Here is a 1254-nt window from a genome sequence, read left to right on the forward strand (position 1 = left end):
CTGGTCGACACTCTCTATGCCGCCCCGCTGCTGTCGCAGATGCCGGCCGTGGCGAACGACGCGACCGTGTTCCTGGACGGCTCGGGCCCGCTGGGCACGGCCGCCAACCCCACCCCGCTGACGATCTCGTGGGTGCTGGACGAATACGTGACGATGCTCGCGGACGCCGCGGGCACCTCCGCCGAGTGACCGCCCGCGCGTGACCCTCGCCCCACCCGCACCCGCCCTGGGCGTCGCCGTCGTGCGACGCCCAGGGCGGGTGCGCCTGCTCTGGCTGCTCGCCGTCGTCGCGGTCCTCGTCCTGCTCGTGGCCGCGTCGCTCGCGATCGGCTCCCGGGAGATCTCCTGGGCGGACCTGACCGCCGCGCTCGGCGGGTCGACCGACAACGTCAGCCAGGCCGCCGTGGCCAAGCGGATCCCGCGCACCGTGCTGGCGCTGCTGGTCGGTGCCGCGCTCGGACTGTCGGGGGCGGTCATGCAGGGCGTCACGCGCAACCCGCTCGCCGACCCCGGCATCCTCGGGGTGACGATGGGCGCCTCGCTGGCCGTCGCGGTCGGCGTCGCCTGGTTCGGCATCTGGACGCAGACCGCGTTCATCTGGACCGCGATCGTCGGCGCCGGGATCACCGCGGTGTTCGTGTACGCGGTGGGCTCCCTGGGCAGCGGCGGGGCGACCCCGCCCAAGCTGGCGCTCGCCGGGTCGGCGACGTCGGCGGCGTTCGTGTCGTTCATCAGCGCGGTGGTGCTGCCGCGGGGCGACATCGCCGAGAGCGTGCGGTCCTGGCAGATCGGCGGCGTCGGGGGCGCGGGCTTCAGCAGCATCGGCGCGGTCCTGCCGTTCCTCGGGGCCGGCGCGGTGATCTGCCTGCTCGCCGCGCGCGGGCTGAACTCCCTCGCGCTGGGCGACGAGCTGGCCGCGGGCCTCGGCGAGCGGGTCGCGGTCGCCCGCGGGCTCGCGTCGCTGGGCGCCGTGCTCCTGGCGGGCGGGGCGACCGCGGTCGCCGGGCCCATCGCGTTCGTCGGGCTGGTCGTGCCGCACCTGTGCCGGCTGCTGGTCGGGGTCGCCCACCGGTGGCTGCGGCCGTTCCCGGCGCTGGCCGGAGCGGGGCTCGTGACGGCGTCCGACGTCGTCGGGCGGATCATCGCGCGGCCCGAGGAGCTGGACGTCGGCATCATCACCGCCCTCGTCGGGGCGCCGTTCTTCATCTGGGTGGTCCGCCGGCAGAAGGGGCGGGAGCTGTGACCGCCCTCGCC

1 protein-coding gene and 1 pseudogene are annotated in these 1254 nt (G+C 75.8%); both read left to right on the plus strand.

The features are described 5' to 3' along the window. A pseudogene (locus KVT14_RS19985) lies at window positions 1–189 on the plus strand (iron-siderophore ABC transporter substrate-binding protein); the annotation flags it as partial. 10 nt (window positions 190–199) lie between these two features. Next, complete coding sequence (locus KVT14_RS19990) at window positions 200–1243, plus strand: iron ABC transporter permease (RefSeq protein ID WP_217617262.1); 1044 nt, start codon at window positions 200–202, stop codon at window positions 1241–1243. Window positions 1244–1254: the final 11 nt, after the last annotated feature.

The organism is Cellulomonas sp. GbtcB1 (genome assembly GCF_019091725.1).
In the GTDB taxonomy this organism is placed as follows: domain Bacteria; phylum Actinomycetota; class Actinomycetes; order Actinomycetales; family Cellulomonadaceae; genus Cellulomonas.